The sequence below is a fragment of the Ancylobacter sp. GW821-FHT10E12 genome (assembly GCF_058809335.1).
The window spans coordinates 44,155-65,917 of the sequence record NZ_JBXASN010000024.1 but is presented as its reverse complement, the minus strand read 5'-3'; the positions used below and the strand labels follow the sequence as shown (position 1 = coordinate 65,917).

General features: G+C 67.6%; 19 protein-coding genes and 1 tRNA gene. 6 read left to right on the top strand and 14 right to left on the bottom strand.

The annotated features are described in order from the left end of the window. The first annotated feature begins 485 nt into the window (after nt 1-485). From AC1RU4_RS24390 to AC1RU4_RS24375, 4 genes are all read left to right on the top strand, one after another. Nucleotides 486-1,226, top strand: coding sequence for a GntR family transcriptional regulator (locus AC1RU4_RS24390; RefSeq protein WP_492894132.1), 741 nt, complete (start codon nt 486-488; stop codon nt 1,224-1,226). A gap of 67 nt (nt 1,227-1,293) precedes the next feature. Beyond that, nucleotides 1,294-2,163: an ABC transporter substrate-binding protein gene (locus AC1RU4_RS24385; RefSeq protein WP_492894130.1), complete on the top strand. Its 870-nt coding sequence runs from the start codon at nt 1,294-1,296 to the stop codon at nt 2,161-2,163. 2 nt (nt 2,164-2,165) lie between these two features. Continuing rightward, nucleotides 2,166-3,893 (top strand): amino acid ABC transporter permease/ATP-binding protein, encoded by a 1,728-nt coding sequence (locus AC1RU4_RS24380; RefSeq protein WP_492894128.1) that lies wholly within the window; start codon nt 2,166-2,168, stop codon nt 3,891-3,893. Between the two features lie 36 nt (nt 3,894-3,929). Beyond that, the gene (locus tag AC1RU4_RS24375) at nt 3,930-5,294 is read left to right on the top strand and encodes an aspartate aminotransferase family protein (protein WP_492894126.1); all 1,365 of its coding nucleotides are present in this window, start codon (nt 3,930-3,932) and stop codon (nt 5,292-5,294) included. Nucleotides 5,295-5,476: 182 nt separating this feature from the next. Here the strand turns inward: AC1RU4_RS24375 and AC1RU4_RS24370 are convergent, their stop codons facing one another. Genes AC1RU4_RS24370 through AC1RU4_RS24335 form a run of 8 tightly spaced genes read right to left on the bottom strand, consistent with a single transcriptional unit; the run spans nt 5,477 to nt 16,269 of the window. After that, on the bottom strand, nt 5,477-6,241 hold the full coding sequence (locus tag AC1RU4_RS24370) for an SDR family NAD(P)-dependent oxidoreductase (RefSeq protein ID WP_492894124.1): 765 nt from the start codon (nt 6,239-6,241) through the stop codon (nt 5,477-5,479). A gap of 21 nt (nt 6,242-6,262) precedes the next feature. Then, the gene (locus AC1RU4_RS24365; RefSeq protein WP_492894122.1) at nt 6,263-7,858 is read right to left on the bottom strand and encodes a rhodanese-like domain-containing protein; all 1,596 of its coding nucleotides are present in this window, start codon (nt 7,856-7,858) and stop codon (nt 6,263-6,265) included. A 51-nt stretch (nt 7,859-7,909) separates the two neighbouring features. After that, nucleotides 7,910-8,980, bottom strand: coding sequence for an ABC transporter substrate-binding protein (locus AC1RU4_RS24360; RefSeq protein ID WP_492894120.1), 1,071 nt, complete (start codon nt 8,978-8,980; stop codon nt 7,910-7,912). 29 nt (nt 8,981-9,009) lie between these two features. Beyond that, complete coding sequence (locus AC1RU4_RS24355; protein WP_492894118.1) at nt 9,010-10,398, bottom strand: LLM class flavin-dependent oxidoreductase; 1,389 nt, start codon at nt 10,396-10,398, stop codon at nt 9,010-9,012. A 22-nt stretch (nt 10,399-10,420) separates the two neighbouring features. Then, nucleotides 10,421-11,983, bottom strand: coding sequence for an FAD-dependent oxidoreductase (locus AC1RU4_RS24350; RefSeq protein WP_492894116.1), 1,563 nt, complete (start codon nt 11,981-11,983; stop codon nt 10,421-10,423). A gap of 13 nt (nt 11,984-11,996) precedes the next feature. Then, the gene (locus AC1RU4_RS24345; RefSeq protein WP_492894114.1) at nt 11,997-13,733 is read right to left on the bottom strand and encodes an ABC transporter permease; all 1,737 of its coding nucleotides are present in this window, start codon (nt 13,731-13,733) and stop codon (nt 11,997-11,999) included. Then, on the bottom strand, nt 13,730-14,875 hold the full coding sequence (locus tag AC1RU4_RS24340; protein WP_492894112.1) for an ABC transporter ATP-binding protein: 1,146 nt from the start codon (nt 14,873-14,875) through the stop codon (nt 13,730-13,732). Before AC1RU4_RS24340 ends, AC1RU4_RS24345 begins: the two co-directional genes overlap by 4 nt. Nucleotides 14,876-14,931: 56 nt before the next feature. Further along, a complete protein-coding gene (locus AC1RU4_RS24335) occupies nt 14,932-16,269 on the bottom strand; it encodes an LLM class flavin-dependent oxidoreductase (RefSeq protein ID WP_492894110.1) in 1,338 nt (445 codons plus the stop codon). A gap of 262 nt (nt 16,270-16,531) precedes the next feature. On the opposite strand from AC1RU4_RS24335, the gene AC1RU4_RS24330 reads away from it, so the two are divergent. Continuing rightward, nucleotides 16,532-16,690 carry a hypothetical protein gene (locus tag AC1RU4_RS24330; protein WP_492894108.1) on the top strand — a complete coding sequence of 53 codons (159 nt, stop codon included), beginning with the start codon at nt 16,532-16,534 and terminating at the stop codon, nt 16,688-16,690. A gap of 86 nt (nt 16,691-16,776) precedes the next feature. Here AC1RU4_RS24330 and AC1RU4_RS24325 read toward each other — a convergent pair. Continuing rightward, nucleotides 16,777-16,852, bottom strand: a tRNA-Lys gene (locus AC1RU4_RS24325). 224 nt (nt 16,853-17,076) lie between these two features. Between AC1RU4_RS24325 and wrbA the strand changes: the two genes are divergently transcribed. Continuing rightward, nucleotides 17,077-17,676, top strand: a complete 600-nt coding sequence (gene wrbA / locus AC1RU4_RS24320) for an NAD(P)H:quinone oxidoreductase type IV (RefSeq protein ID WP_492894106.1) — start codon at nt 17,077-17,079, stop codon at nt 17,674-17,676. A 70-nt stretch (nt 17,677-17,746) separates the two neighbouring features. Here the strand turns inward: wrbA and tgt are convergent, their stop codons facing one another. The 5 genes from tgt to coaD all read right to left on the bottom strand — a co-directional run bounded on the left by tgt (nt 17,747) and on the right by coaD (nt 21,681). Then, nucleotides 17,747-18,883, bottom strand: a complete 1,137-nt coding sequence (tgt, locus tag AC1RU4_RS24315; RefSeq protein ID WP_492894104.1) for a tRNA guanosine(34) transglycosylase Tgt — start codon at nt 18,881-18,883, stop codon at nt 17,747-17,749. Further along, nucleotides 18,880-19,956: a tRNA preQ1(34) S-adenosylmethionine ribosyltransferase-isomerase QueA gene (gene queA, locus AC1RU4_RS24310; RefSeq protein ID WP_492894102.1), complete on the bottom strand. Its 1,077-nt coding sequence runs from the start codon at nt 19,954-19,956 to the stop codon at nt 18,880-18,882. Before queA ends, tgt begins: the two co-directional genes overlap by 4 nt. A gap of 122 nt (nt 19,957-20,078) precedes the next feature. Further along, nucleotides 20,079-20,540, bottom strand: a complete 462-nt coding sequence (locus AC1RU4_RS24305) for a peptidylprolyl isomerase (protein ID WP_492894100.1) — start codon at nt 20,538-20,540, stop codon at nt 20,079-20,081. Between the two features lie 37 nt (nt 20,541-20,577). Then, nucleotides 20,578-21,129 carry a peptidylprolyl isomerase gene (locus AC1RU4_RS24300; protein WP_492894098.1) on the bottom strand — a complete coding sequence of 184 codons (552 nt, stop codon included), beginning with the start codon at nt 21,127-21,129 and terminating at the stop codon, nt 20,578-20,580. Nucleotides 21,130-21,171: 42 nt separating this feature from the next. Next, nucleotides 21,172-21,681 (bottom strand): pantetheine-phosphate adenylyltransferase, encoded by a 510-nt coding sequence (gene coaD, locus AC1RU4_RS24295; RefSeq protein ID WP_492894096.1) that lies wholly within the window; start codon nt 21,679-21,681, stop codon nt 21,172-21,174. Nucleotides 21,682-21,763 lie beyond the last annotated feature (82 nt).

Here is a 21,763-nt window from a genome sequence, read left to right as displayed (position 1 = left end):
GGACCTCCGACACACTCACGCAAGCGTTGGGGCTGGCGCGGGTAGCAGCCCGTCCGGGAGCGCGAGCATCTCGTCGCGGCCGCGGATCACATGCCAGCCAACCACCGCAGCGCGAATCGTGGCGCACAGCGCGGACACCTCCCGGGTGTCGGCGTCAGCGATGCCATGCCGCGCGGTCCCTCGATGCGGTCGAAAAGGGGCGTGCAGGCCCGCGGACATAGGAGCGAGGCGCGCTTCTGTTGCTTTCACCGGGGCCGCGCCCCTCCGAGACCTCCAACTGGGACCGGACAATTCCCAGCCATCGCCTCATTTTTGTTCAACGAAAATACCTGCCGACATTCACTCATCATCAAAAGCTAAAGCTCGTCACGATTTTTTCACCACAAATCGAACACCACCCGCGCATTTTCCTGGTGAAGATTTGAGCTTTCCAATCAGGATTGTTCAACAATAATGTCGAACCGTTGATAACGACGGACGCCAGCGTGACATTCGACCCCAGCGAAACCGAGCCGAAACTGGATATCCGGGACCTCGACGGTGCCGAGGCCGCCGCCCTGCGGGTGGCCGATGCACTTCGCGAGCGCATCCTCACCGGGCAGATGCCCTCGGGAACAGCGTTGCGAGAAGCCGCCCTGTCCGGCGCCCTCGAGGTTTCGCGCAACACACTGAGGGAGGCGCTCCGGCAGCTCGCGTCCGAAGGCCTCATCGAGCAGCAGCTCTACAAGGGCGCCCGGGTCCGGGCGATGACCGCCGACGATGTCCGCGACATCTTCGTGGTGCGCCGCGCGCTGCAGTTCCGCGCGGTCGAGCAGAGCGCCTACGCCCCCCAGGAGCGGCTCGACGCCCTGGTCGAACTGCTGGACACCGCCAACAGGGCGGCGGACGCCAACAACTGGCTGCTCGTCGGCACCGCCAGCCTGCGCTTTCATCACGGCATCGTCGCCCTGATCGGCAGCCGGCGGCTGGATCGCTTCTTCGAAGTGATCATGGCCCAGCTCAGCCTTGCGCTGGCCGATGCGCGAAGCGACCGGAACTTCCAGTCGCACTGGATCCCGGCCAATCGCGAGATCGCCGAGCACCTACTCGCCGGCCGCCGAAAAGAGGCGGCGCTGGTCCTCAGCGACTTCATCGACGAATCCGAGCGCCTCGTCCTCGACATTGTCCGCAACAGCTGGGCGCGCCGCTCTATCGATCCGCGCAACTGGCGCATCGCACGCCAATGAACAACGGCCGACGACAACGGCCGGCAGGGACAACGACACCAAACCAGATTGGGAACGGAGCTATAGAATGAAGCGCATTCATATTCCGGTGGCCGCTGCACTTTTGTCCACCATCGGCCTGTTTTGCCTGACCGGCCTCGCCGAAGCGGCCCCCGCCTGCGAGCCCGCCAAGCTGGCGGAGAAATATCCGGGGCTGGTCGGCCGCACCGTCAAGATCGGCGCCGATCCGCAGACCCCGCCCTATGTCATGCGGGCGCCCGACAATTTCGACAAGCTGGTCGGCATCGACGCGGATGTCGCACGCGCGGTGTTCGACTGCGCCGGCGTCAAATACGAGTTCGTCGCCGGCGCCTGGTCGGGCCTGCTGCCCGCCGTGCAGGCCGGGCAGCTCGATGTCCTGTGGGACAACCTCTATTACAAGCCCGAGCGCGGCAAGATCCTCGACTTCGTGATCTACATGGAGGCCGGCACCGGGGCGATGACCCAGGCCGGCAACCCGAAGAAGATCGCCAGCAAGGACCAGATGTGCGGTGCGGTCGCCGGCGTTACCCTCGGCGGCTTCGAGGAAAGCATCGTCAAGGAGGCCGACGCGGCCTGCAAGGCGGCGGGCAAGCCCGGCGTCGAGATGATGTCCTTCCAGGACGTCGCGGCCGGCATCCGGCTGATCGACAGCCAGCGCGCCGACATCATGATGTGGGACGCCGGCCTCATCGACACGCTGGTCGCTGAAAACCCGACCAAGTATTCGCGCGCCTTCATGACGCTCAGCGGCATCAAGATCGGCCCGGCGGTGCGCAAGGACGACCCGGACCTTCTCAAGGCCATCTATGACGGCATGACCATGCTGCAGGCCACCGGCCAGCAGGCGGCCATCTTCAAGAAATACAACGTCGATCCCGCCTCCCAGATCACCGCCGTCGTCAAGAACGAGAAGTGACCGTGTCGCAGCTTCTGCAGCGGAGATTCCTCGGGCTCTCTGTCACCCTGCCGGCGGCGTTGCTGCCGGCAGGATCCGCTCTCGCTCAAAGCCCGGAAACCACCGGCGGCCCACTCGCGGGCTTCGTCGAACTATGGGGCTATGCGACGTCGGGCTTCCTGTGGACCGGTGCGCTGATCGCCATCGAGATCACCGCCCTCGCCATGATACTGGGCCTGGCGTTCGGCCTCGGGCTCGCCCTGATGCGACTGTCCAACATCGCGGCCTTCCGCGGCGCGTCGGCCTTCTACATCTGGGTGATGCGAGGAACACCGCTGCTGCTGCAGCTTGTCTTCATCTATGATGCCCTGCCGCTGGTCGGCATCCGCTTCAACAGCTTCACCACTGCTGTCATCGGCTTTGCGCTGAACGAGGCGGCCTTCTGCGCCGAGATCATTCGCGGCGGCATCCTCTCGGTGAACCGGAACCAGACGGTGGCTGCGAGCTCGCTGGGCATGGGGAATTTCCTCACCCTGCGGCGCATCGTGCTGCCGCAGGCGATGCGCGCCATCCTGCCCGGTGTCGGCAATGACGTCATCAACATGCTCAAGATGACGTCGCTGGCTTCCGTCATCTTCGTCTCCGAGCTCACCTATCGCTCGCAGCAGATCGTCGGCCAGAATTTCAAGTTCTTTACGGTCTTTGGCGCCACCGGCCTGATCTATCTGCTGATCACCACGCTCATCGCCCTTGTGCAGGAGCGGATGGAGCGCCGGTTCAATTATGAACTGCCGAAGGACGCGGGGGGCGGCGTGGTTGCCCGCATGCTCGGCTTCACGCGGCGGACCTCGGCGCCCATGCAGGAGGAACCGTCCCGGCCGGCGGCGCCGGAGGCCGAGGGCCGGGAGGAGAGACGCGACTGGCTGCGTACCCTCGTCGACGCAGCCCCGGACGCAACCGACGAACCCTTCGTCACCTGCGCCAATGTGCAGAAGGCGTATGACGAGCGCACGGTGCTGGCCGGCATCGACCTGACGGTTAAGTCGGGCGAGGTGGTCGCCATCCTCGGCCCCAGCGGCTCGGGAAAGTCGACGCTGCTGCGCACCATCAACCATCTGGAGGCGATCGACTGGGGCGAGATTCTGGTCGGCGGCGATCTCGTGGGCTATCGCCGCCTGCCGGGCGGCGGCCTCGCTCCCCAGCGCAACCTCGCCCAGGCGCGGGCAAAAGCGCGCATTGCCATGGTTTTCCAGCATTTCAACCTGTTCAACCACATGACCGCGCTTCAGAACGTCATGGAAGCGCCGATCCGTGTGCTTGGCGTCGACCCGGCCGCGGCAGAGGAAACCGGCCTTCGGTTGCTCGCTGCGGTCGGGCTCGCCGGCCACGCCGACCACTTGCCGCATCGGCTATCCGGTGGCCAGCAGCAACGGGTGGCCATCGCCCGTGCGCTCGCCATGAAGCCGAAGCTGATGCTGTTCGACGAGCCGACCTCGGCGCTCGACCCCGAACTGGTCGGCGAGGTGCTGCTGGTCATGCGCAAGCTGGCCGAAACCGGCATGACGATGATGGTGGTCACCCATGAGATCCGTTTCGCCCGCGAGGTCGCCGACCGCGTCATCTTCATGGATGAAGGCCGCGTCATCGAGGACGGCACGCCGGCACAGGTGATCGACAATCCAAGCCATGAACGGACAAGGCGCTTCCTGCGTCTCGTCGAGAATGCACCGTCCGGGACGACGTCCCATTGAGACGCACGCCGGTGACGCGATAGGAAAGGAAGTCAGATGCAGCCGCTCACCTCTTCATCCACCCAGGCAGCAACCCGCACGCTCGGGCGGCACGGCCATTTGTCGGCAAAGGAGCAGCAGGAATTCACCGACGCCACCCGCCTCATTCCCGGCGGCGTACTCGGCGGCAACAGCTTCCCGGCGGGCACGGAATTCGTGTTCAGCCACGGTGCCGGGCCTCGCTTCTGGGACACCTCGGGCAACGAGTACATCGACTATGTACTCGGCTCCGGCGCCATCTTCACCGGTCACGCCCATCCCGTGCTCCAGAAGGCGATCACCGAGCAGATCACCCGCGGCGCCCACTTCTTTTCCTATCTCAACGAGGGTGCGGTCGAACTGACCCGCCGGCTGAACGCGATCGTCCCCTGCGCCGAACGCATTCGCCTTACCACTTCGGGTTCGGAATCCACCTTCCACGCCATGCGGCTCGCCCGCGCCTTCACCGGGCGCGACAAGATCCTGAAATTCGAGGGCGCCTATCACGGCAACCACGACTACACGCAGCTCTCGACCACGCCGAAGAAGCTGGCCAATTTTCCCACCCCGGTGCCGGACACCGACGGAATTCCGGAAGTGGTGCGCGACCTGATGCTGGTCGCTCCCTATAATGATCCCGATATGCTGGCCTCGATCCTTGCGGAGCATGGCAAGGACATCGCCGCCGTGATCGTTGAGCCGATCCAGCGGATACTCTCGCCCAAGCCCGGCTTCCTGCAGGCGATACGCGAACTGACCGCCAAGCACGGCATCGTCATGATCATGGACGAGGTCGTCACCGGGTTCCGCTACGGGCTTACCGGCGCCCAGGGCTATTTCGGCGTGACGCCGGACATGGCCACCTTCGGCAAGATCATCGGTGGCGGACTGCCGGTCGGTGCGGTGATGGGGCGTGCCGAGATCATGGACCAGGCAGACCCGACCCGTAAGGGCCACGCGACCTATGTTTACCAGAACGGCACGCTACAGGGTCATCCGCTCGGCTGCGCTGCGGCACTGGCGACGCTGGACATCCTTGAGGAGCCGGGCGTCTATGAGCGCACCTTTGCCATGGCCGACAAGCTGCGCGCCGGCCTGCAGGAGGTGATGGACCGCCACCAGATGGGGCTGCTGGTCTTCGGCGACGGGCCCATGTGGCACATGCTGCTCACCGACAAGGCCCTCACCAACTGGCGCGAGGTGATCGCCACCGATCTCGGCAAGCTTGCCACCCTCGAGATCGAGCTGATCAACGAGGGCATCTTCATCCTGCCGGGCAATCGCCGCTTCATCTCGATCACCCACACCGACATCGATCTGGAAGCAACCTTCGAAGCCGCCGATCGTGCCTGCGTCGCCTGGACAAAGAAGTACCGCGCCTGACAATGGCGGCCGACGATCCATCGGGCTTGGGTGCAGGACCGGCCAAAGCCGTCGTCGGCCACGGCACGGCTGCTCTCTCGCCCCCAGCAGCGGCGATTGAGCAGCCGGCCCGACATCCCGCTCATCCCAAACGGCAAAGCAGGATGCCGATTTGCGCGGCGAGCCGCTCTCTCCGATGATCCTTACGGCAGATACATGCCGCCATTCACATGAATGGTCTGGCCAGTGATGAAATCACCGCTGGGGACCGCGAGCGTTCGTACGATCTCGGCGACATTGCGCGGGGCGCCTTCATGGCCGACCGGCAGGTATCCGCCACCGGGAAAAGCTCCCCCGGCGCCGGAGGTCTTCGACCGCGCGCCACCGATTCGGCCCGGCACCACAATATTGGCGGTGATGCCCTGCTCGCCGAACTCGATCGCCAGTGCTTTGGTAAAGCCGACCAGGGCCGCCTTCGCCGTCGCGACATGCACGCGATGGGCGACGCCCGAATGGGCGCTCACCCCGCCGATGGAGATGATGCGGCCGAAGCCGTTGCGCAGCATCGCCGGTACCGCGGCGCGGGTGACGAGGAAGGCGCCTTCGACGATCACGGAATAGACGGAGCGGAACGTCGCAAGGTCCAGCTCGGTGAAGGGCTTCTCGCCGCGCACTGCCGCGTTGTTCACCAGGATGTCGAGCCGGCCGGTCTCGCCGAGAATGGTGTCGACGAGATGCTGCGCCTCGGCCTCGAGGGTGATGTCGGCGAGCAGCGCCGTGGCGCGGCCGCCCTCGGCGTGGATCTCGGCGGCGACCGCCTCGATCTCCTCGCGCGAGGATTTCGCATGCACCACCACATGCGCGCCTTCGCGCGCCAACAGCAGAGCGCTCTCGCGGCCGATGCGGCGGGCGGAGCCGGTGACGAGGGCGGTCTTGCCCGCGAGCGGGCGGGCGTCGGGGGAGCTCATGATGTGATCCTTGCAGGGGCGTCAGAGGCGGAAGGTGATGGTGCCGTCGCGGCGCACCTGCTCGACGAGATCGAGCTCCCATTGCAGATAGTCGCGCATGGCATCCTCCCGCTTGTCGCGACGCTCGAAGGCCTTCAGCAGCACGTCCTCCGGCGCGGAAGCGAGGCGCTCGGGCTGGGTTTCCAGCGCCAGCCCCGCCGCCCGCCATGCCTGCGTGCCGCCGGCCAGCACCTTCACCGACGCGCCGGTCGCCGCGGCGAGCTCGGCGGCGGCGAGACGGGCGACGATGCCGTCGGGCGACGTCAGCACATAGAGCGGTGCGGCGGGAAGCTTCGCCGCGTCCTCGGCGAGCCGGCTGCGGATGGCGAACCACGCGCCGGGGATATGGCCGGCCCGGTAGTGCCGCGTCGAGCCGAGGTCGACCACCAGGGCGTCGTCCTTTTCGAGCCGTCCGGCGAGGGCGGCCGGATCGATCTCCTCGGCGGCGACCGCGTCGAGGCCGATCACCGCCTCCGGCGCTTCGCCGACCTCCGGCGTGCCGGTGTCCGCTGTCTCGTCGAGGACGAAGACGTGATCGAATCCCATGCGGGCGAGCCACGCCGCCGTGGTGCGGGCGCGCACGCCGTCATCGTCGGCGAGCACGATGCGGGCGCGGCGCACGGCGATGAAGGTATCGGTCGCCTGCACCAGCTGGCCGCCGGGCACCGAGAGGAAGCCGGGACGATGGCCGGCGCGATATTCGCCGGGATCGCGCATATCGAAACGATAGAGCGTCGCCTCCGCCTGCGCGGCCTCGAACTGCGCGAGGGTGGCGGCATCGATGGTCGGCACGCCGTAGCGCCCGGCAAGGCGCGCCGCCGCCTCGCGCGCCCACGCATGCGCCGGAGCCGAGGGCAGCGGCGCGACGTTCGAGGCGCCGCGCTCGACGTCGAGGCCGGAGAGGTGCCAGCCCTGGGTGCCGTTCTTCAGCGACACCACCCGGTTCGGCAGCCCGGCATCGATGAGCACCTGCGCGCCGATGATGGAACGGGTGCGGCCGCCGCAATTCACCACCACCAGCGTGTCGTCCTTGGGCACGCTCTCGCGCACGCGCAGGACGAGCTCGCCGCCGGGGCAGTCGATGGCGCCGGGAATGGTGATCCAGCTATATTCGTCGAAGGGGCGGCTATCGAGCAGCACGATGTCCTCGCCGGCCTTGCGGCGGGCCTCGAACTCGTCCGCGTCGATATGCGGCGTGCCGTAGGTCACCTCGACGAACTCGCCGAACGCCTTGCTCGGCACATAGACGCCGGCGAACAGCTCGAAGCCGGCCGCCGCCCAGGCCGGCACGCCGCCGGCGAGAATGGAGACGTCATCGTAGCCCGCCTGCGCGAGCACCTGCGCGGCGCGCTCGGCGAGCGTCTCGTCCTCGTCGACCAGCACGATCGGCGTGGCGCGCCGCGGCACCAGCGGCGGCACGATGCGCTCCAGCCGGGATAGCGGTGCGTTGGAGGCGGCCAGGATGTGCCGTTCGCCGAAGACGCCTTCTTCGCGCAGATCAAGGAGGGCGATTTCCCCCTGCCCCCTCAGGCGGGCATGGAGGGTCGTGGCGTCGAGGCGCAGGAAGGTGATCGTCATGTCGGGAACCTCGGGTGAGGACCGGCCCCCTTGCCGGGGGCCGGACGTCGGTTACTGGCGGTTGAAGGCCGCGTCGAACTGGTCGAGGAACTTCTGCGAGGCGTCGCCACCGATGTCCTGGTCCGCGACGATCACCTTGATGTCGGAGAGCTTGGGCAGGCCGGTCGGCGTCTTGGCGTCGGGATGGGTCGGGATGTAGGAGCCGGCTTGCGCCACGATCTCCTGGCCCTCGGCACTGGTCAGCACCTCGATCAGCAGCTTGGCGGCGTTGGGGTTCGGCCCGCCCTTGAAGATCGAGAGGTAGTTCTCGTTGGTGACCACGCCTTCGTCGAGGATATAGGCCTCGATGCTCTGGCCGCGCTCCTTGGCGGTGATGACGTTCTGCGAGGAGATCAGCGGCGAGAGGTCGCGCTCGCCGGCCACCAGCAGGCGCACGGATTCGGCGTTGCCGCGGGTGAACAGGAAGTCCTGCGCAGCGAAGCCCTTGATGGTGTCCCAGGTGATGATGTTGTGGGCGAGCAGCGTCTGGAACCAGGTCAGCTGCGAGGCGGCCGAGCGCGGATCGGAGAACACGATCTTGCCCTTCCATTTCGGGTCGAGGAAGTCGGTGATCTTCCTCGGCAGCACCGACGGATCGGGGAAGACCTTCGGGTTGTAGGCGGCGGAGAGCAGCGTCGAGGCGGTGGCGAGATAGGCGCCGTCGGCATCCTTGTAGTTGCCGCCGATCTTGTCGAAGTCGCGCACCTTGTAGTCGGTCAGATAGCCGCGCTTCTTCCAGTCGTCGAGAATGAAGCGCTGGCTGATGAACACCACGTCCGGGTTGGTGCGGCCGGCCGCCTTCTCCGCCTCGATGGTCGGGATGAGGTCGAGCGTCTGCTTCTGGACGATGTTGAGCTTCACATCCGGGAAGGTCTTGCGCCAGAACTCCAGCACCGCCGTGCTCGTTTCCTGGCGGTAGGAGGTGTAGAAGACGACCTGGCCGTCCTTCTTGGCCGCCTCGTAAAGCGCGGCGAAGCGCTCGGGCAGGGTGTCGGCGCGGGCGGGCGCGAAGGGCGCGGCGAGACCGGCGGCGAGGGCGAGGGCGGCGGCGCCCTTGATGAGGCTGCGCTTGTCGATGAGCATCTGAGGGTCTCCGAAACGAGGAATGGCGGTCAGGCGGCGGCCGAGGCGGTGGCGTCGTGCGCCGCGCCCTCGATCGCCTTGTGGTGCTTGTGGCGGCGCCCGGGGCGCTTGAGGCCGAGATGCTCGCGCAGGGTGCGGCCTTCATATTCGGTGCGGAACAGGTCGCGCCGGCGTAGCTCCGGGATGACCAGCTCAATGAAATCGGTGAGCCCGCCCGGCAGGTAGGGCGGCATCACGTTGAAGCCATCGGCGCCCTCGTTGAGGAAGCGCTCCTCCATCACGTCGACGATCTGTTCCGGCGTGCCGACCACCTGCCAGTGGCCGCGCGCACCGGCGACCCGCAGCCCGAGCTGGAGGATCGACAGGCCCTCGCGCTCGGCGAGCTCGACCAGCAGCGCCTGCCGGCTCTGGGCGGCGTTGGTGAGCGGGATGTCCTTCGGCAGCGGCCCGTCGAGCGGCAGGTGCCGCAGCGGGATGCCGAGCCGGTGCTCGAGGATCGATAGCGCCACATCCGGGTGGATGAGGTTCTGCAGCTCCTCGAACTTCGTCTTGGCTTCCGCCTCGGTGCGCCCGACCACCGGGAAGATGCCGGGCATGATCTTCACATCGTCCGGCGCGCGGCCATGGGCGACGGCGCGCGCCTTCACGTCGCGATAGAAGGCCTGCGCGCTGGCGAGCGTCTGCTGGGCGGTGAACACCACCTCCGCCGAGGCGCCGGCGAGCTCCTTGCCGGCCTCCGACGAGCCGGCCTGCACCAGCACCGGCCAGCCCTGCGGCGAACGCGGGATGTTGAGCGGGCCGCGCACGGCGAAGAACTCGCCGCGATGGTCGAGGCTGTAGACCTTGTCCGGATCGAAGAAGACGCCGCTCGCCTTGTCGCGGAGGAAGGCGTCGTCCTCCCACGAATCCCACAACCCCTCGGCGACGGCGAGGAACTCGGTGGCGCGGCGGTAGCGCTCGTCATGGTCGAGCAGGCGATCGCGGCCGAAATTCATCGCCTCGGCCTCGTTGGCGGAGGTGACGAGGTTCCAGGCGGCGCGCCCGCCGCTGATATGGTCGATGGAGGCGAATTTGCGCGCCAGGATGTAGGGCTCGTTATAGGTGGTCGAGGCGGTGGCGACGAGGCCGATGCGCTCGGTCACCGCCGCCAGCGCGCCGAGCAGCGTCAGCGGCTCGAACTGCGCGACATAATGGGTGGAGAAGCGCGCCAGCGCCCCCCAGTCCTCGCCACGGGCGCCGGCGCTGTCGGCGAGGAACAGCATGTCGAACTTCGCCGCCTCCGCCGCCTGGGCGATCGCGGCATAATGCTTGAAGTTGATGCCGGCATCGGCCTGCGCCTGCGGATGGCGCCAGGCGGCGGCATGGTGGCCGGTGGGATAGAGAAAGGCGCCGAGCGCCATATGCTTGCGGGCGGTCATTGGCAAAGTCCTTGAATTCGTGTCAGGCGGTGGCCAGCTCGGGAGAGCTGGCCCAGGGGCGCTCGCTTGCCGCCTCGCGGCCGGCGATCTGGCCGGTGACGAAACACTCGGCGAGGTTGCCGGCGCCGAGATAGAGGAAGCCCCAGATCGAGCCGATCTCGCCGGCCTCGTAGAGGCGCGGGATCGGCGCACCGTGCGGGGTGACGATGCGCTGGCGGGCGTCGTGCGCAGGGCCCCCTTGCGTGTTGTTCACCACCGGCCACAGCGTGCCGACATAGAAGGGCGGGGTCTCGACCTTGAAGAGCGAGCCGGCCGGGCGGCCCTGCTCGTCGTCCCTGCCGGCTTCCACGGCGGCGTTCCAGCGGTCGAGGCTCTGCGCGACCACCGTTGGATCGGCGCCGATGATGCGCGCCAGCTCCTCGATGCTGTCGGCGCGCTGGAGCAGGCCGTTGCCGACCTCCTTGAGGTTGTCGCCGCTCCATTCATAGGGCTCGACCGAGCGGTCGTTCACCACCGCCTGGCCGAGCGGGTAGAGCTGGCGGCCTTCCTCGTCGATGACGATATGGGCCGGGATTTTGGGGAAACGCTGCGTCGCCGGGTCGAACTGGTCGAGCGGACGATGGCCGGTGTCCTGCAGATAGGGGTGGTACTCGTTCATGAAGCGCCGCCCCTCGCCGTCGAGGATGATCCAGGACATGCGTATGTCCGGCTCCTTCACGGTCGGGTTCCAGTCCGGCAGACGCTTGACGCGCAGCGCATAGGGATAGGCCGGGTCCGGATGGCGGAAGCCGTAGGAGCCGTGGAAGTGCCACATGTGCCAGAGGTCGGCGCCGGCCGCTTGCGCCATGCGCAGGCCGTCGCCGGTGTTGCCGCGGGTGGCGACCGGCAGAACCGGGCGGATCTGCCAGTATTTGCGCTGGATCTCGGGGGCGGATTCGAAGCCGCCGGAGGCGAGGATGACGCCGCGCCGGGCGGCGACGCGCGTGACCTTGTCGCCCGAGCGGATCTCGGCGCCGAGCACCGCGCCGTCCGGCCCGAGGATGAGCTTTTCAGCCGCCGTGTTCAGCCGCACCTCGATGCCGCGCGAGCGGACATTGTCATGCACCAGCTTGAACACGTTCGGGCCGAGCAGGCGGCCGCGTGCGTGCGGATATTCGGCGCGGGCGTCGAAGCCGGGAATGGAGGCCACCTCGACGATGCCGAGCGCGTCATGGCCGGGGAAAGGATAGTTGCCGCCGCGGTCGCGCAGCACGATCTCGGCGCCGTCCACCTTGGCGAGGTTGCGGAAATAACCTTCGAGATTGGCCATGCCGAAGGCGATGGCATCGAGCACGTCGTCCGGCACGTCCGGGCCGACGGCGTGGCGCAGGTACTCCCGGCCGCGCGGCAGGTCGGTGATCGAGCGGATGCCGCCGCCGGCGCAGATCGAGATACCGCCCGGATCGGGCATCTTCTCGATCAGCAGCACGCGGGCACCGGCGTCATGCGCGGCGATGGCGGAGGCGCCGCCGGCGAAGCCGAAGCCGACGACCAGGACGTCGAACGCTTCATCGAAGCGTTCCGGCGCAGGGTTGTGCAGGGTCATGGAGGTTCCTCCGCTAGTGGACGGCGGCCGTCTTCTTGCGGGTGAAGAGGCGGATGAGGCCGAGCATGGACAGGCTGACGACGACGATGATGACGGCGAGCGCGGCAGCCAGTTCGACCGCCCCGTCCTCGATGAATTGCAGCACCACGGTCGGCATCACCTGGGTGTCCGACTGGGCCAGGATCGCCGACATGGAGAGCTCGCGCAGGCTGAGCGAGAAGACGAGCACCCAGGCGATGCCCACCGCGCCGCGCACCAGCGGGAAGGTCACGTCCTTGATGGAGCGCAGCCAGCCGGCGCCGGAAATGCGCGCCGCCTCCTCGAGGTCGGTGGAGAGCTGCTGGATGCCGTTCCGCACCAGCACGAAGGCGATGGGCAACAGCTTGCCGGCATAGGCGATAAGGATCAGCGTCAGCGTGCCGTAGAACAGGTCGACATAGCCCATCAGGATTCCCACCGCATAGGCGATGGAGGGAAAACCGTAGGCGATCATCACCAGGAAGCTGATCAGCTCGCGGCCGAAGAAGCGGAACCGCTCCACCACCCAGCCGAGCACCAGGCCGAGCATGGCGCAGACGGTGGCGGTGGCGAGCGCCAGCAGCATCGAATGGATGATCGAGGCGCGGGCGACGAAATCCTGGTCGAAGATCAGCGCGTAGTGCTTGGTGACGAGGTTGTCGAGGGTGATCGGCGCGCCGAAGGAGGACAGCAGCGAGAGCAGCAGCAGCGCGCCGACCGGCAGGACGGCGGTGCCGAAGGCGACGACGAGGCAGTAGCCACCCGCCACCCAGCGCCAGCGGCCGAGCTGGGTGATCTGGTCTGCGCTCGCCTTGCCGGTCAGTGTGCGGAAATTCTCGCTGCGGATGGCGTATTTCTGGATCAGCAGGCTCAACGCGGTGACGATCAGGATCGGCATCGCCACCGCCGCCGCATAGTTGAACTGCGGCGGAAACTTCAGCAAATCGTAGATCTTGGTGGTGATGACCGAGAAATTCGCCATGGTGCCGATGGCCGCCGGCGCGCCGAAGGAGGACAGTGCGTCGAGCATGACCAGGATCACCGCCGACAGGATCGCCGGGCGCACCAGCGGCAGGGTGATGGTGAGCGTGGTGCGCAGCCGGCCGGCGCCGAGGACGCGCGCCGCCTGCTCGTGGCTGGCGTCGATATTGTTCAGGGCGGCGCTGACCGCGAAGAACACCAGCGGATAGACGCCGATGATCTCGATGAAGACCAGGCCGCCGAAGCTCATGATGTTGAACGGTGCCTGGGCGAAGCCGAGATATTCCACCGCCAACCTGTTGAGATAGCCGGAATTCGGCGCGGCGAGAAAGATCCAGGAGATCACCGAGATAAAGGTCGGGATCACGAAGGAGATGCCGGCCGACAGCGTCACCAGCGCCTTGCCGGGTGCATCGGTTCGGGCGACGATCCAGGCCAGCGGCACGCCCAGCAGGCAGGCGCCGACGGTCACGAAGGCGACCAGCCATGCGGAATTGACCGTCGCCTGCCACATGCCGCGGCGGGCGAAGGCCTTCTCGAACGTGTCGAAGGTCAAGTGGCCATGGGCGTCGACGAAGCTGTAGCCGGCGAGCAGCACCAGCGGATAAGCGATCAGCGCCAACAGGATAGCAATCGAGCCGCCGATGACGAGGAAGCGGACCGGCTGCAAGGTGGAGAGCCGCCGCAGCGCCGGCACGGCGGCCGCAGGCTCGCCCTCGGCGAGATGATGGGAGGCGGCGATCTCGCTCATGCCACCACCCATGCGCTGCCCGGCCGCACCCAGAGCCGCGTGCGCCCGTCGACGAAGGTGCCGCGGCGGCGCGACTGCACGCGCAGATGCGTCGCGCCGGCCTGGAGCTTCAGCTCGTAATGGCTGCCGAGGAAGGATTCGGAGCGGAAGGCCACCTCGATTCCGGCTTCCTGATCAGCCACTTGCGGCTGTTCGAGGCGAAAATCCTCCGGCCTCAGCAGCACAGTGGCGCGGCTGCCCGGCGCGGCGTCGGCGAGCCAGCGCGCCGGGGCGCGGCTCCACAGCCGGTCGCCGGCATCGAGGGCGATCTGCACCTTGCCGGCGCTGCGGTCGACGGCTTCGACCTCGCCTTCGAGCAGGTTGGCGATGCCGACGAAGCTGCCGACGAAACGGCTCGCCGGGGTGCGGTAGACCTCTTCCGGCGTGCCGAGCTGCTCGATGCGGCCCTTGTTCATCACCACGATCCGGTCGGCCAGCACGAGGGCCTCGTCCTGGTCGTGGGTGACGTAAAGCGTTGTCAGGCCGATGTTTTTCTGGAGAGCGCGCAGTTCGAAGCGCATCTCCTCGCGCAGGGAGGCGTCGAGATTGGAGAGCGGCTCGTCGAGCAGCAGCAGCGAGGGCTGGGTCGCCAGCGCGCGGGCCAGCGCCACGCGCTGCTGCTGGCCGCCGGACAGCTCCGCCGGATAGCGCTTCGCTAGCGGGCCGAGCTGCACGAGGTCCAGCACCGCGGCGACGCCGGCCTCGATCTCGGTGCGATTTTTTCCTGCAACTTCAAGACCGTAGCCGACATTCTCGGCCACGGTCCTGTGCGGCCACACCGCATAGGACTGGAACACCATGCCCAGCTGGCGCTTCTCCGGCGGAAAGGCGAAGCCGGCATTCGAGGCGAGCACGCCGTCGAGATGGATCTCGCCGCCATCCGGCTGGAGGAAGCCGGCGACCATGCGCAGGGTCGTGGTCTTGCCGCAGCCGCTAGGCCCTAGAAGAACCACGCTTTCTCCCGGCGCGATCCTGAGATCGATGCCGTTGACGGCGGCGGTGTCGCCGAGCCGCTTGCGGAGGGCCCGCAGCTCCAGCCGGGGCCGGTCGGCCGCCTGCGGCGGCGGGGGTGCGAAGCGGAGGGCGGGGGACGACAAGCTCACGTGAGGCTCCGTCGGTCAGTACAGTGAGGTGTACGATCAGTACAAATGCAGGCCGGTCAGGCCGATTTCGCGTAGCGGCTGGCCGGGCGGGCGAGGCCGTAATGGTCGCGCAGCGTCCGACCTTCATATTCGGTGCGGAACAGCCCGCGCCGGCGCAGGATCGGCACCACCTCGTCGACGAAATCGGCGAGACCCGTCGGGATGGTGGCCGGCATGATGTTGAAGCCGTCCGCGGCGCGGTTCTCGACCCAGAGCTGGATGTGGTCGGCGACGGCGGCCGGGGTGCCGGCCAGCACCTTGTGGCCGCGCCCGCCGGCGAGGCGGCGCAGCAGCTGGCGCAGGGTCGGGCGCTCGCGGTCGACGATGTCGAGGATCACCTGCGAGCGGCTCTGCGCTCCCTGCACCGTTGCCGAGCGGGGGAAGGCCTCCGCCGGGATCACCTCGTCGAGCGGGAAGCCGGTGAAGTCGAAGCCGTCGAAACGCTGGGACAGGTGCTTGAGCCCCACCGCCGGGATGGTGAGGTCGTTGAGCTCCTCCTCGCGCCGGCGCGCTTCCGCCTCGGTCGAGCCGAGGATGGGGGAGAGGCCGGGCAGGATCTTGATGCCGTCCGGGTCGCGGCCATAGGAGACGGCGCGGCCCTTCACGTCGGCATAGAAGGCCTGCGCGTCGGCGAGCTCCTGCTGGGCGGTGAAGATCGCCTCGGCATAGCGGGCGGCGAAGGCGCGACCCTCGTCGGAGGAGCCGGCCTGCACATAGACCGGCCGGCCCTGCGGCGAGCGCGGCAGGTCGAGCGGGCCGCGCACCCGGAAGTCCTCGCCGACATGGTCGATGGCGTGGATGCGGTCGGTATCGGCATAGATGCCGCGGGTGCGGTCATAGAGGCGGGCGTCGTCCTCCCAGCTGTCCCACAGCTTGCCGACCACATCGACATATTCGGTGGCGCGGCGGTAGCGGTCGGAATGCGAGTTGCGCTGGGCGAGGCCGAAATTGCCCGCCGCCTCCGCCGACCAGGAGGTGACGATGTTCCAGCCGGCGCGCCCGCCGCTGATATGGTCGAGCGAGGCGAACTGGCGGGCGAGGTTGTAGGGCTCGGAATAGGTGGTGGAGGCGGTGCCGATAAGCCCGATCCGCTCGGTGGAGCCGGCCAGCGCCGAGAGCAAGGTGAGCGGCTCCAGCTTGCCCTGCGCCACATGCCGCACGCTGCGGCCGAGAGCGAGCTGGTCGGCGAGGAACAGCGAGTCGAAGCGGCCGCGCTCCGCGATGGCGGCGACCTCGCGGTAATAGCCGATGTCGGTGGTGCGCTCCGGCTGGGTGGCAGGGTGCAGCCAGGAGGCCTCGTGATGCCCGGTGGTGGGCAGGAACACGTTGAGGTGGATAAGGGAACTGTTGGTCATGGCGCATGATCAGCGTCCGTAGCGACGGCTCTGGTCATCCGGACCAGCGGCGTGAGCTGCCAAGATGCCGATGAGCTCCTTCGTTAAGGGTGGCAACTGGTGCGGAGCGATCCCGCGCCTTGATCCGCGCCAACATAGTTCGATGAGAATTTTTGTCTATGGATTATATATACTATTTTGCCGACGATATGTGCCGCGCGTGGATCCTGTCGGAAGGACCGGCGAACATCCGTGCCTTAACTTGGAGGCTCGGGCCGGCGCGGTGACGGACGCTGTGGAGGCGGGGGCGCAGGACGCCGATGTCGTGAACGCGGTCGGCCACAGCCGGATCACGACGGTTCATCGCGACAACCGCGGCACCCTGAACAAGACGGCGCGGGGCACCGGGCTGCGCGTCGCGAGCCGGAAGAACGAGGCGTGAACCGAGCGCTGGAACGCCTGCCGGACCGGCAGGAACGCGCTCATCGGGCGGACGTCCCAGAAATATAGCGCGGTCAAGGTTTTACGTGGTGAGCCCGTCGGGATTCGAACCCGAGACCCCATGATTAAAAGTCACGTGCTCTACCGGCTGAGCTACGGGCTCCCACGGGAGGGGGCTTAAGGGTTTCGGCGACGGAAGGCAAGAAGCTGCCGCGACTCGCGCCCAGCCATCGACAATGCCGATCCCACTACCGCCAGATCATTGCAATCCCGCAAATTCGATCTGTCACGCATCGAGCTTCCCGTGCACGGCCGAAGCAACTAGCTTCCTGCCAACACCCCCGGTCGGCTGCGGCCGGCCTCGCCAGGATGCATGGAGCTACCGACATGGCAAAGGTTCTCGTTCTCTACTATTCTACCTATGGTCACATCGAGACGATGGCCGAAGCCGTCGCCGAAGGCGCCCGCGAGGCCGGTGCCGACGTGGTGGTGAAGCGCGTTCCCGAGACCGTGCCGGTCGAGATCGCCAAGCAGAACCATTTCAAGCTGGACCAGAAGGCGCCGGTGGCGACCGTCGACGAGCTGAAGGACTACGACGCGATCATCTTCGGTGCCGGCACCCGCTTCGGCACCGTCGCCTCGCAGATGCGCAGCTTCATCGACCAGACCGGCGGCCTGTGGTTCTCCGGCGGGCTGGTCGGCAAGGTGGGTTCGGTATTCACGTCCTCCGCCACCCAGCATGGCGGCCAGGAATCGACCATCCTCGGCTTCGTGCCGACGCTGATGCATCACGGCATGGTGGTGGTCGGCCTGCCCTACGCCTTCCAGGGCCAGATGGGCCTCGATGAGATCAAGGGCGGCTCGCCCTATGGCGCCTCCACCATCACCGATGGCGACGGCTCGCGCCAGCCCTCCAAGATCGAGCTCGATGCCGCCCGCTTCCAGGGCAAGCACGTCGCCACCATCGCCGGCAAGCTGCACGGCTGAACGGCACGCTGCGGCACGGCGCATCGCGAATGGCCGGACTTTGCGTCCGGCCATTTCCATTCGAGGTCGTCTATCCGCGCGGCGGGATATCGCCTTTCGCCCAACCCTCCTTCACCGCGGCCTTGAACGCCTCGAACCGCCCCTCGGCGATCGACGTGCGAATGCCCTGCATCAGGCTCTGGTAATAGGCGAGGTTGACCCAGGTCAGCAGCATCGAGCCCAGCATCTCGTCGCAGCGGATGAGATGGTGGAGATAGGCGCGGCTATAGTCCCGCGCCGCCGGGCAGTCGCTTTCCTCGTCCAGCGGGCGCGGATCCTCGGCGTGTCGGGCATTCTTCAGGTTGATGCGGCCGAAGCGGGTGAAGGCCAGCGCATGGCGGCCGGCCCGCGTCGGCATCACGCAGTCGAACATGTCGACGCCGCGCGCCACCGCCTCGATGATATCGTCCGGCGTGCCGACGCCCATCAGGTAGCGGGGCCGGTCCGAGGGCAGGATATCGGCGACCGTATCGATCATCGCCAGCATCACCTCCTGCGGCTCGCCGACGGCGAGGCCGCCGATCGAATAGCCCTGGAAGCCGATATCGACGAGCCCGCGCGCCGATTCGACGCGCAGTTCCGGCACGTCGCCGCCCTGCACGATGCCGAACAGCGCCCGGCCCGGCGGCTGTGCCTCGAAGGCCCGCTTGGAACGCTCCGCCCAGCGCAGCGACAGCCGCAGCGCCCGCGCCACATCGTCCGGTGCCGCCGGAAGCCGCACGCACTCGTCCAGCTGCATCTGGATATCCGACCCGAGCAGCCCCTGAATCTCGATGGAGCGCTCCGGCGACATTTCGTGATAGCTGCCGTCGATATGCGAGCGGAAGGTGACGCCCTTCTCGGTCAGCTTCCGCAGCGAGGCCAGCGACATCACCTGGAAGCCGCCGGAATCGGTGAGGATCGGATGCGGCCAGCGCATGAAGCTGTGCAGCCCGCCGAGGCCGGCGATGCGCTCCGCGGTCGGGCGCAGCATCAGATGATAGGTGTTGCCGAGCACGATATCGGCGCCGAGCTCGCGCACCTGCGCGGGATACATGCCCTTCACCGTGGCGGCGGTGCCGACCGGCATGAAGGCCGGCGTGCGCACCACGCCGCGCGGGGTGACCACCTCGCCGAGGCGGGCGGCCCCGTCGGTGGCGAGCGGGCGGTAGTGGAACGGGTCGGTCATCTCGCGCCTTCGGGAAACAGCAGGCAGGCATCGCCATAGGAATAGAAGCGATAGCCGGCCGCGACGGCATGGGCATAGGCACGCTTCTGCGTTTCGTGGCCGACCAGGGCGGCGACCAGCATCACCAGCGTCGAGCGTGGCAGGTGGAAATTGGTCATCATCGCGTCGATGAAGCGGAAGCGGTAACCGGGCGTGATGAAGATGTCGGTCTCGCCCTGCCAGGCCTCCAGGCGGCCGGAGGCGGCGGCGCTCTCGATCAGCCGCGTGGCGGTGGAGCCGACGGTGACCACCCGCCCTCCCCGCGCCTTCACCGCGTTGAGCGCGGCGGCGGTCGCCTCCGACACCTCGCCCCATTCGGCGTGCATCCTGTGGCCGGACGTGTCGTCCGCCTTCACCGGCAGGAACGTGCCGGCGCCGACATGCAGGGTCACCCGGTGCAGCTCGACGCCGCGCGCGGCGAGGCGGTCGACCAGCGCCGGCGTGAAATGCAGCCCCGCGGTCGGCGCGGCGACCGAGCCCTCCTCATGGGCGAACATGGTCTGGTAATCGGCGCGGTCGCGCGCGTCCTCCGCCCGGCGGGCGGCGATATAGGGCGGCAGCGGCATGTGGCCGACCCGCGCCACCGCTTCATCGAGGGCCGCGCCGGCGAATTCGAAACGCAGGGCGATCTCCCCGCCCTCGCCCTTCGCGGCAATCCCGGCGGCCAGCGTCGCCTCGCCGTCGGGAGACTGGAAGATGATGGCATCTCCGGCCGCCAGGCGCTTGCCGGGACGTGCAAGGGCGAGCCAGCTGTCAGGCGCCAGGCGCTTGTGCAGCATCGCCTCGACGCGAACGTCCGAACCGCCGGGCCGGCGGCGCAGGCCGTCGAGGCGGGCGGGCAGGACGCGGGTGTCGTTGACGACGAGGGCGTCGCCGGGTGCCAGAAACGCCGGCAGGTCGCCGACATGCCGATCCTCCAGCTCCGGCACGCCACCGGGCCGGATCACCAGCAGACGTGCGGCCTCGCGCGGCTCGATGGGGCGCAAGGCGATCCGTTCGGGCGGCAGATCGAAATCGAAGAGGTCGACGCGCATGGAATCTGACGGCTCAGCCGGGCGTCGCGCAGCAACGCACCGGTACACGGGAGGTCTTATAAAAGCATCCCGGCGCGCGCTCGCGCGCGGCCGGGATGACGAATCGCGAAACGGTCGGCCGATCAGGCAGCGACGGACGCTTTGACGATCTTGTCCGGGTTCTGCACCGGCTCGCCGCGCTTGATCTTGTCGACATTCTCCATGCCTTCGACCACCTCGCCCCAGACGGTGTACTGGCCGTCGAGGAAGGAGGCATCGCCGAAGCAGATGAAGAACTGGCTGTCGCCGGAATCCGGGTTCTGGGCGCGGGCCATGGAGGCGGTGCCCCGCACGTGCCGGCCCTTGTTGAACTCGGCCTTGAGCTTCTTGCCCGAACCGCCGGTGCCGTTGCCGAACTGGCCGTCGCCGGTCTGGGCCATGAAGCCCTCGATCACGCGATGGAACGGCACGTTGTCGTAGAAGCCCTGCGTGGCCAGCTCGGAAATGCGCGCGACATGGCCGGGGGCGAGGTCGGGGCGAAAGCGGATCTTGACCGGACCCTGGGTGGTCTCGAGCAGCAGGAAGGTCTCAGTGGTAGCGCTCATGTCTTGTACTCCTTGAGATATCTGTCCCTTTCGGGATTCACTTCACGTCGGCGGCGACCTTCATCGAGACGATCTTGTCCGGGTTTTGCACCGGCTCGCCGCGCTTGAGCTTGTCGACATTCTCCATGCCCGAGACGACCTGCCCGATCACGGTGTACTGGCCATTGAGGAAAGAGGCGTCGCCGAAGGTGATGAAGAACTGGGAATTGGCGCTGTTCGGACTGGAGGCCCGGGCCATGCCGACGGTGCCGCGCTTGAACGGCACGCTGGAGAATTCGGCCGGCAGGTCGGGATAGCGCGAGCCGCCGGTGCCGTTGCCATACTGGCCGTCGCCGGTCTGGGCCATGAAGCCTTCGATGACGCGGTGGAACGGCACGTTGTCATAGAAGCCCTCGCGCGCCAGCTGCTTGATGCGCGCGGCGTGCTGCGGGGCGATGTCGGGACGCAGCGCGAACACCACCGGCCCCTTGGTGGTCTGCATGACGATCGTGTTCTGCGGGTCGGTCTTGGGGGCCGCCGCGGTCTGGGCGGAGGCCGGCAGCGCCAGCGCGAAGGTGAGGGCGAAGGCGGCGATCAGGCTGCGGATCATCTAGGAAACTCCAATGCGGGCGCGGCGTCGGCCGCGTGGCAATCAAAGGGGGCGGCCGAGCCGCGCGGCCAGCCGGCCGAGCACGGGAGCCGGCACAAAGGACGCGACGTCGCCTCCCATGGCGGCGATCTGCCGGACAAGGGTGGCGGTGATAGGGCGGGAAACCGACGAGGCCGGCAGGAACACGGTCTGCACCTCCGGCCGCAGCACGGCGTTCATGCCCGCCATCTGCATCTCGTAATCGAGATCGGTGCCGTCACGAAGGCCGCGGACCAGGATCCGCGCCCCGTGGCGATGCGCCGCCTCGACCACCAGGTCGGCGAAGGTGATGCATTCGAAGGCCGCGCCCTCGTTGCGGGCGATCGGCTCGAAGATCTCGGTCAGCATCTCCAGCCGCTCTTCCGCCGGGAACAGCGGTGTCTTGCCGGGATGCATGCCGACGCCGACCACCAGCCGGTCGACCATGCGGGCGGCGGCGCGCGCCACCTCGACATGGCCGTTGGTCGGCGGATCGAACGAGCCCGGATAGAAGGCGGTGCGCAGGGCGCTCATGAGCAGTCTCTCATCGGCGCGCCGAGGGTCGGCAACGTTGGCGCGCGGAGCGCGAAAGGGTTAGCCGGGCCGAGCCGCCAGC